At 65.4% G+C, this 8,367-nt stretch carries 9 protein-coding genes; 5 read left to right on the top strand and 4 right to left on the bottom strand.

Features of this window, described 5'->3' with window-relative positions; genetic code table 11:
* A partial coding sequence (gene alaS, locus EZJ19_RS08315; RefSeq protein WP_131446523.1) for an alanine--tRNA ligase occupies window positions 1-1,426 on the bottom strand: 1,426 nt, incomplete at its 3' end.
* A gap of 210 nt (window positions 1,427-1,636) precedes the next feature.
* On the opposite strand from alaS, the gene EZJ19_RS08310 reads away from it, so the two are divergent.
* From EZJ19_RS08310 to EZJ19_RS08290, 5 genes are all read left to right on the top strand, one after another.
* Window positions 1,637-1,963 (top strand): rhodanese-like domain-containing protein, encoded by a 327-nt coding sequence (locus EZJ19_RS08310; protein ID WP_131446521.1) that lies wholly within the window; start codon window positions 1,637-1,639, stop codon window positions 1,961-1,963.
* Between the two features lie 97 nt (window positions 1,964-2,060).
* On the top strand, window positions 2,061-2,288 hold the full coding sequence (locus EZJ19_RS08305) for a sulfurtransferase TusA family protein (RefSeq protein WP_131446519.1): 228 nt from the start codon (window positions 2,061-2,063) through the stop codon (window positions 2,286-2,288).
* A gap of 206 nt (window positions 2,289-2,494) precedes the next feature.
* Window positions 2,495-3,004 (top strand): sulfur carrier protein DsrE2, encoded by a 510-nt coding sequence (gene dsrE2 / locus EZJ19_RS08300; protein WP_131446517.1) that lies wholly within the window; start codon window positions 2,495-2,497, stop codon window positions 3,002-3,004.
* A gap of 177 nt (window positions 3,005-3,181) precedes the next feature.
* Window positions 3,182-4,624 (top strand): OmpP1/FadL family transporter, encoded by a 1,443-nt coding sequence (locus EZJ19_RS08295; RefSeq protein WP_131446515.1) that lies wholly within the window; start codon window positions 3,182-3,184, stop codon window positions 4,622-4,624.
* Between the two features lie 74 nt (window positions 4,625-4,698).
* Window positions 4,699-5,580, top strand: a complete 882-nt coding sequence (locus EZJ19_RS08290; RefSeq protein ID WP_131446513.1) for a hypothetical protein — start codon at window positions 4,699-4,701, stop codon at window positions 5,578-5,580.
* Window positions 5,581-5,604: 24 nt separating this feature from the next.
* Here the strand turns inward: EZJ19_RS08290 and mnmC1 are convergent, their stop codons facing one another.
* From mnmC1 to hslO, 3 genes are read right to left on the bottom strand one after another with little or no spacing between them, the layout of a single operon-like run.
* Window positions 5,605-6,720 (bottom strand): FAD-dependent 5-carboxymethylaminomethyl-2-thiouridine(34) oxidoreductase MnmC1, encoded by a 1,116-nt coding sequence (gene mnmC1 / locus EZJ19_RS16360; protein WP_240754708.1) that lies wholly within the window; start codon window positions 6,718-6,720, stop codon window positions 5,605-5,607.
* Complete coding sequence (gene mnmC2 / locus EZJ19_RS16355; RefSeq protein ID WP_240754707.1) at window positions 6,690-7,502, bottom strand: tRNA (5-methylaminomethyl-2-thiouridine)(34)-methyltransferase MnmC2; 813 nt, start codon at window positions 7,500-7,502, stop codon at window positions 6,690-6,692. Before mnmC2 ends, mnmC1 begins: the two co-directional genes overlap by 31 nt.
* Window positions 7,495-8,358, bottom strand: coding sequence for an Hsp33 family molecular chaperone HslO (gene hslO / locus EZJ19_RS08280; RefSeq protein WP_240754706.1), 864 nt, complete (start codon window positions 8,356-8,358; stop codon window positions 7,495-7,497). Before hslO ends, mnmC2 begins: the two co-directional genes overlap by 8 nt.
* Window positions 8,359-8,367 lie beyond the last annotated feature (9 nt).

Genomic DNA, 8,367 nt, shown 5'->3' with positions numbered 1-8,367 from the left:
CGGGGCTGCCGTCGACGTACAGGGCGGTGACCTTGGCATCCTCGACGACGAGTCGTTCGTAGCCGTGGAAGGTGGTCGGCTGGCCGCTGTATTCCAGGGCCTGCGCCATCTTGAACTTGCCGGCCGCGCGCGACTGCTCCTGCTGATGCGCCATGGCGGCGTCGAAGCCGGCCACGTCCACGGTGACGCCGTGCTCGCGGCAGACGTCCTGGGTGAGGTCGAGCGGGAAGCCGTAGGTATCGTGCAGCTTGAACGCCGTCGCACCGCTGAAGGTCTTGCCGCCGGTGGCGGCCAGCTCGGCCTCTAGGATGCCCATGCCGTGCTCGATGGTCTCGAAGAAGCGTTCCTCCTCCATCCGCAGCACCTCGGTGACGCGGGCCTGGTTGGCCTTCAGCTCGGGGTAGGCGTCGCCCATCTCGGCGACCAGGTCGGGCACCAGCTTGTGGAAAAAGGCGGCCCGCGCGCCCAGCTTGTAGCCGTGCCGGATGGCCCGGCGGACGATGCGCCGGAGCACGTAGCCGCGCCCTTCGTTGCCCGGGATGATGCCGTCCGAGACCAGGAAGGCACAGGCGCGGATGTGGTCGGCCAGGACCTTGAGGGACGGGCTGCCGAGGTCGCCACAGCGGGTCTCGCGCGCGGCGGCGGCGATCAGCTTCTGGAACAGGTCGATCTCATAGTTGCTGTGCACGTGCTGGAGCACCGCGGAGATGCGCTCCAGGCCCATGCCGGTATCCACCGACGGCTTGGGCAGCGGATGCATGACGCCCTGGTCGTCGCGGTTGAACTGCATGAAGACGTTGTTCCAGATCTCGATGTAGCGGTCGCCATCCTCGTCGGGCGATCCCGGCGGGCCGCCGGGGATCTCGGGGCCGTGGTCGTAGAAGATTTCGGTGCAGGGACCGCAGGGGCCGGTGTCGCCCATCATCCAGAAGTTGTCCGAAGCGTAGCGGGCACCCTTGTTGTCGCCGATCCGGATCACCCGTTCGGCCGGGACGCCGATCGCCTTGGTCCAGATGTCGTAGGCCTCGTCGTCCTCGGCGTAGACGGTGACCCAGAGCTTGTCGGTCGGCAGCGCGAACACCCGGGTGAGGAGTTCCCAGGCGTAGGCGATGGCGTCCTGCTTGAAATAGTCGCCGAAGCTGAAGTTGCCCAGCATCTCGAAGAAGGTGTGGTGGCGGGCGGTGTAGCCGACGTTCTCGAGGTCGTTGTGCTTGCCGCCGGCACGCACGCACTTCTGCGAGGTCGTGGCGCGCGTATAGGGACGCTTGTCGAAACCGAGGAAGACATCCTTGAACTGGTTCATCCCGGCGTTGGTGAACAGCAGGGTGGGGTCGTCGTGCGGGACGAGGGAACTCGAGGCCACCACGGTATGACCCTTGGAGGCGAAGAAATCGAGGAATTTCTGGCGAATTTCGCTGCTGTTCATGGTTGACGCTGAGGAATGGGCAATCCTGTAAATTGTAAGCTACTGCGACCATTCGACGCGGGTTCACGTACGAACGTACCGGTCGGCGGACGCACCGGCGTGGCATATTCGCCTATGGTGAACCCCGGCGTCCCGAAGTAGTCTATTGAATTACTGCACTATTTCTAGTAAATTAGCACGTACTAATATTCACTGAAAACGAGGTCCCACATGTTTGGCGCATACGGTATCAAGGAAGTTGACGTCGAGTTTCTCCACGAACGCAAGGATGACATCCACCTCATCGACGTGCGCACCGAGTCGGAAGTCGCCGCCGGTGTCATCAACGGTGCCATCCACATTCCCCTGCATCTGCTGCCGCTCAAGGCCGGCGAGATTCCCCAGGACAAGCCGGTGGTAATCTATTGCCGGTCCGGCGCGCGTTCGGCCCAGGCCTGCGCCTTCATGCAGCAGAAGGGCTACAACAACATGCACAATCTGTCCGGCGGTATCGCCGCCTGGGCCCGCGCCGGGAAGCCCATCGCCTCGCTGTCCTGACCGGCGGCGGGGCCGCCCGTTGCATTCAATCATTAAGTGGTTTAATGTTCACGGGCTAATTTTCAGCGCATGCTAATTTTGTAAACAAGGAGCAGAAATGAACTTCGATAAAGAGCTCGACGCCCGCGGTTTGAATTGTCCCCTGCCCATCCTGCGTTCCAAGAAGACCCTGAACGAAATGACCTCCGGCCAAGTGCTGAAAATCATCGCGACCGATCCGGGTTCGGTTAAGGACTTCGCTGCGTTCGCCAAGCAGACCGGCAACGAACTGCTGTCCTCCGCGGAAGCCGGCGGCGAGTACACCTTCTTCATTAAGAAGAAGTAATAGTACGTTTCCGATCCAGGGCCTCGTTTAGAGGCCCTGTTTGTATCCAAAAACGATCCGGGGTGGTCCGCGACCTTCGCGCCGACGCGGCCGGGCAGTTTGCCCGGCATCGTACGCAGGCGGTGGCGGATGCGACGTACACTGGTCAAACGGCCGACGAGCCCCGCTCGTCAGGTTAGTCCCGCAACCTGAATACGAGGTGTGAGATGGAAGAGAAGAAGCTCGCGATTATCGCTACCAAGGGTACCCTGGACTGGGCCTACCCGCCGTTCATCCTGGCCTCCACGGCCGCTGCCCTGGGTTATGAGACCCAGATTTTCTTCACGTTCTATGGCCTGCAGCTGGTGCGCAAGGATCTCGGCGCCCTGAAGGTGAGCCCGATCGCCAACCCGGGCATGCCGATGAAGATGCCGTTCGGCCCGAAGTGGTTCCGGGGCATCAACTGGAACATCCCGAACGCCCTGCAGTGCATCATCCCCGGTTACGAGTCGGTCGCCACCGCGCTGATGAAGCAGACCATCGCCAACAACGGCGTCGCCACCATCCCGGAACTGCGTGAGCTGTGCCAGGAGGCGGAGGTCAAGTTCCTGGCCTGCCAGATGACCGTGGAATTGTTCGGCTTCGATCACGCCGACTTCATCGATGGAATCGATTATGTCGGGGCGGCGACCTTCTTCGAGTTCGCAGGCGATTCCGACATCTGTCTGTTCATCTGATCAGTAGTACTTAAAAAGCCGCTCTCGAGCGGCTTTTTTGTTGTCCCGTTGTTACGCTGTGCAATCAATATATTCAAAAAATTAGTTTTTCTTTGCTGCCCATTAGGTCGCTGGATACCATCCCCGATGGAGTCGAGGGGTTTTCGTTACCACGCATGTGGTTGAGGAGATAATGAAATGATGCTTAAAAAGCTTGCTGTCGCACTTGCCGCCGCCGGATTCGCCTCCGGTGCTTATGCCACCAACGGCATGAACCTGGACAGTTACGGTCCGATCGCCGGGGGCATGGGTGGCGCCTCGATGGCGTACGACAACGGCACTGCCGCGGTGATGAACAACCCGGCTACCCTGGGCCTGATGAGCGAAGGCAGCCGCCTCGACATCGCGCTCGGCGGCCTGCATCCGGACGTTAACCTCAGCAACGACATGATGGGCTATGACGAGGACAGCAAGTCGACCGCGTTCTACATGCCCGCCATCGGTTGGGCCAAGAAGACCGGCAAGCTGACCTACGGCCTCGCCCTGTTCGCCCAAGGCGGCATGGGTACTGAATATGATCCCGGCCTGGGCGCCCAATACTCGGCCATGGGCCTGAGTGCTGGTTACGCCATGGGCTACGGCCTGCATGCGCCCTCGGACACCCTTGGCCTTTCCAGTCTGACCGAGCGCTCCGAAGTCGGCGTCGGCCGCCTGATCCTGCCGGTGGCCTACAACGTCAATGATCGCTTCAACGTCGGCGGCAGCCTGGACTTCGTCTGGGCCATGATGGACCTGAAGATGGCGATGCCTGGCGCCATGATGTACAACATGATCGGCAGCGGCCTGATCTCCGGCACCATGGTGGATGGCCTGATGGGCCAGATGAGCGACGGCTCCACCGCCGGCATTACCGACATCTACGGCGGCTACTTCGATTTTTCCGACTCCAGCGACTTCACCGGCAAGGCCAAGGGCTATGGTTATGCCGGCAAGCTGGGCTTCACCTACAAGCTTTCCAACACTGTGTCCCTGGGTGCCACCTATCACAGCAAGACCAGCCTGGGCGATATGAGCACGGACAACGCGAAGGTCAGCCTGGCCATGCAGGTGACCGACGGCGCGGGCAACTACCAAGACGTCGTCCAGACCATGACCGGCAAGATCAAGGTCAAGGATTTCCAGTGGCCGGAAACCTATGGTGTGGGTGCTTCCTGGCAGGCGACGGACCGCCTCATGCTCGCCATGGACGTCAAGCGTATCCGCTGGTCCAAGGTGATGAAGGACTTCACCATGCAGTTCAACGCGCCTGATGGCAGCGTGATGTTGGCGACCATGCCGCAGAACTGGGACGACCAGACCGTTCTCTCCCTCGGTGTCGGCTATAAGGCCACCGACAAGCTGAGCCTGCGGGCGGGTTACAACCGGGCTTCCAATCCGATTCCCAACAGCACCGTGAACTATCTGTTCCCGGCCATCGTCGAGGAACACTACACGATGGGCTTCGGCTATGACCTGACCCCGAGTTCGGAGGTCAACTTCAGCCTGGCGCTGGCGCCCAGCGTGAAGGTGACGGCTTCCGACGGCTCGAAGATCGACCACAGCCAGACCAGCTGGCAACTGATGTATTCCAACAAGTTCTAAGCGGTGACGCCGTAGTAGAATCGCGGGGCCGGCCCATGCCGGCCCCGTTTTGGTTTGGATGTCTGGAGACAAACATGCATAAGTGGTTGGGCGCGTTGCTGCTCATGGCGGGCAGCACCATGGCCTGGGCGGTATCGCCTTACATCAACGCCGACAAGGTGGCCGCGGGCGACATCTATACGGTCATGGGCCAGGTCGAGGGCAAACTGGTCAAGGGCGGCTTCAACGTGATCGGCAAATACGCGCCGGCGGGCCTGCCCGGCTACGGCGTGGTGGTGGCGACCGATAACGCCATGCTGGCGACGATCAAGTCGCTGGGCGGCCCGAGCATCGTCGGTGCCGCCATCCGGGTAGGCGTCAAGGCCGACGGCAGCATTTCCTACATGAATCCGGACTATTGGTACCGCGCCTACTTCCGCACCGGCTTCAAGACCGCCGAGCGGACCGTCAAGGGGCTGCAGGCCAGGCTGGCGAAGGCCCTGGGCAGCCACGGCACCTTCGGCGGCGACGTCGCCAAGAGCGACCTGCCGGACTACCAGTACATGTTCGGCATGGAGAGCTTCGAGTCGGACAAGAACCTGCTCATCGAGCATCTGACCTTCGACGATGCCATCAAGGCGATCGAGGAAAACCTGGCGCGCGGCACCGCCAAGACCAGCAAGGTCTACGAGGTGATCATGCCCGAGAAGAAGATCGCGGTCTTCGGCGTCGCCATGACCGATCCCAAGGAGGGCGACGCCTCGTGGGTCAAGGTCATCGGTGCCGACAACATCGCGGCCCTGCCGTATGAAATCTACGTGGTCGGTCCCAAGGTCGACCATCTGTTCGCGCGCTACCGCATCGCGCTCGGCTGGCCGGGCGTCGGCATGGGCCAGTTCATGCGCATCGTCGAAGCGCCCTACATCATCCAGGACACGATGGCGCAGGCCGCCGGCGGCGCCCCGGCCGGCAAGTAGCCCGGTTCCTGCAGGGGGCGCGGGTCAGCCGCGCCCTTTCCTGATCGCCCGCAAGGCGAAGCGCCCCGGATCGACCGCTTCCAGCAGTTCGCTTTCCAAGGGCATGGGGTCGCCCTCCAGTTCGCTGGCCAGGGCTTCCGCGAGCAATTGCGCCCACACCAGACCGCGCGACGCGTAGCCGAGCAGGCCGTACAGGCCCGCCTGGCGGGGGAGGTCGCCCAGCCGGGCGGAGGTCGCGTCGGGCAGGCACGACCAATCCGGCAAGGCACCGGCGATGGGCAGGCGATCCGGGGCCACAGGCCGGAAGCCGACCCGGCTGGCGAAGCCGGCGGGATCCAGGTTCAGGGCCGGCAGCAGTCCGTCCAGGCGCTGCATGTTGGCAAGATCGCAGGCCGGCCGCGGCGTGCCGTCGTCGTCGAAGTCGTAGGAGGCGCCGACCGCGTGCAGACCGTCGACCGCGGGTGCCGCGTAGCCTTCCCGACAGAGCGCCGCCGACAGGGGCGGCAGGCGGCCTTCCGGTACCAGGGTCACCTGGCCCCGCACCCGCTTGATCGGCAGCGGCGCCGCCTGGGGTAGGCGGACGGCATCGGCGCCGTTGGCGAGGACCAGCACCGGGGCTTCGCCGATGCAACGGCCGTCGTCGCCGAGCACCCGCCACGTCCCGGCCACCCGCTCGATGCCGGCAACCGGCGTCCCGAAGGAGGTGCTGACTCGGCCGCCGGCGAGGGCCAGCGCGGCGTGACACAGGCTGGGCGGGTTGGCCCAGCCACCCTGGCCGAACAGCCAGCCACCGGCCGGTGCCGGGTAGCCCAGCCGGGCCTGGGCACCGTCGCGATCCAGGTAGCGGATGAATTCGCCGGGCAGGCCCAGTTCCGCGACCGTCCGGCGCATGCTCGCTTCCTGCTCGCCGGTGCGCGCGAACTGCATGACGCCACAGGTGGCCAGGCGCGCCCCGGCATCCCGCCCCGGGCCCTGCCAGAAGCGCAGCCCGTGCAGGTAGCAGGCGCGCGACAAACGCGCGGCGATGCTGTCGTCGCGTGCCACCAGGGGCATCAGGATGCCGGCCAGGTTGCCGGAGGCCTCCATGCCCGGGCCGGGTCGGCGGTCGATCAGCTGGACCCGCCAGCCGCGCGCCGCCAGGCGCTCGCAGCAGGTGCTGCCGGCGACCCCGGCGCCGAGAACCAGGGCGCGCCGGTCGGGGGCGGCGCGGCTGGCCGTTCGCGCACGTAGCGGCCGGCGAGCATCTCCTTCTTGCGGCCGTAGCCGGGGCTCGGGTCGCAGCGGAAGCCGGCGGCCTGGAGATGGCCGCGCACCGGCAGGGCGACCGACCAGGTCGCCAGCGAGGCACCCCAGTTGGCCAGGTCGCCGAGCCGGCCGATCAGCGCGGCCGACCAGAGATCGGGGTTCTTGTCGGGCGCGAAGCCGTCCAGGTAGAAGGCGTCGACCCCGGTGCGCAGGCTGGTCAACATCCGCTCGGCGTCGCCGAACAGGAGGGTGAGGACCAGGCGGCCGTCGGCGAAGGTCAGGCGATGCATGCCCGGGGCCAGGGTCGGCCAGCTGGCGCGCAGTTCGGCCGCCAGTTCGGCGAACTCCGGCCAGGCCTGGTGCAGGCGGGCGAGGTCGTCGACCCGGAACGGATGTTTCTCCACGGAGACGTAGTGCAGGCGATCGCAGGCCTCCGGATCGGCACGCCAGGCCGCCCAGGTGGCCAGGAAGTTCAGGCCGGTGCCGAAGCCGGTCTCCAGGATGACGAAGCGGGCGCGGCCCTGCCAGCGCGCCGGCAACTGGCTGCCGCGCAGGAAGACGTGGCGCGCCTGGCCGGGGCCGCCTTCGGCGGAATGGTAGAGGTCGCCGTATAGCGCCGAGTAGGGCACTCCGGATTCGGCAAACCCCAGCTCGGCCGGGACCAGCGCCTCATACATGGCGGTCGCGGCCGAACAGTTCCGCCACCCGCCCGGCATCGAAGCGGTAGTCGTGGCCGCAGATCTCGTCGTGGATGTGAATCTCGCCGTGCTCACGCAGCACCGCCTCGCACTCGTCGCGGCCGAGCGAGCGCAACATGCTCTCGACCTTGCCCCAGTCCTCCGGGCAGTGGTAGGTGACCGGGCGGGGATCGAACAGGCGGATGTCCTCTTCCGGGAACAGACGGCCGAGCAGTTGCAGGGTGGTCAGGCCACCGAGTTCCTCGGCGCGCACCGTCTCGGCGAGAATCTGCACGCGGCGCCAGCCGTCCGGGTCGCGCCGGTCGGCGTCGGGCAGCTTCTGCAGGAACAGGCCGGCGGCCGCGCTGCCGTCGGCCATCAGGAAGAGGCGGGCGGGCAACTGCTCCGAACGCTCCAGGTAGTGCTCGAAGATGCCGGCGATGCTGTCGCCGTCGAGCGGCACCAGGCTCTGGTAGGGCTGCCGCATGCCGACGCTGTCCAGGGTGAGGGCGAGTTGGCCATGGCCGAGCAGGTCGGGCACGGTCGCCTCGGCGACCCCGGCATCGGCGCGCGCCATGCCGCGCAGGCGCAACTGCTCGTCGCAGTCGAGTACCAGCAGGCGTACCGGACCCTGGCCCTGGAGCTGGAATGACATGCGTCCGGGCTGCTTCAGGTTGGCGGCGATCAGGGCCGTGACCGCGGCCATTTCGCCGAGCAGGCGGGCGACCGGCGGGGCGTAGCCGCGCCGGGCCTGGAGTGCCTGCCAGACGTCACCGAGGTGCACGCAGGCGCCGCGGACGTCGAGGTGTTCGAACAGGAAGGGGCGGACGAAGTTGTGGGCGATGGCGGGGGTCAAGGCGGCTTG

The organism is Parasulfuritortus cantonensis (assembly GCF_004337445.1).
Taxonomy (GTDB): Bacteria; Pseudomonadota; Gammaproteobacteria; order Burkholderiales; family Thiobacillaceae; genus Parasulfuritortus; species Parasulfuritortus cantonensis.
The sequence above is the reverse complement of the archived record's forward strand: the minus strand, read 5'-3'. Positions and strand labels throughout refer to the sequence as shown.

What these genes read in the sequence shown, in the direction of transcription:
- EZJ19_RS08295 (WP_131446515.1), top strand. Translation starts at nt 3,182, where the DNA reads ATGATGCTTAAAAAGCTTGCTGTCGCACTTGCCGCCGCCGGATTCGCC.
- EZJ19_RS08290 (WP_131446513.1), top strand. Translation starts at nt 4,699, where the DNA reads ATGCATAAGTGGTTGGGCGCGTTGCTGCTCATGGCGGGCAGCACCATG.
- EZJ19_RS08305 (WP_131446519.1), top strand. Translation starts at nt 2,061, where the DNA reads ATGAACTTCGATAAAGAGCTCGACGCCCGCGGTTTGAATTGTCCCCTG.
- EZJ19_RS08310 (WP_131446521.1), top strand. Translation starts at nt 1,637, where the DNA reads ATGTTTGGCGCATACGGTATCAAGGAAGTTGACGTCGAGTTTCTCCAC.
- mnmC2 (WP_240754707.1), bottom strand. Translation starts at nt 7,502, where the DNA reads ATGTATGAGGCGCTGGTCCCGGCCGAGCTGGGGTTTGCCGAATCCGGA.
- dsrE2 (WP_131446517.1), top strand. Translation starts at nt 2,495, where the DNA reads ATGGAAGAGAAGAAGCTCGCGATTATCGCTACCAAGGGTACCCTGGAC.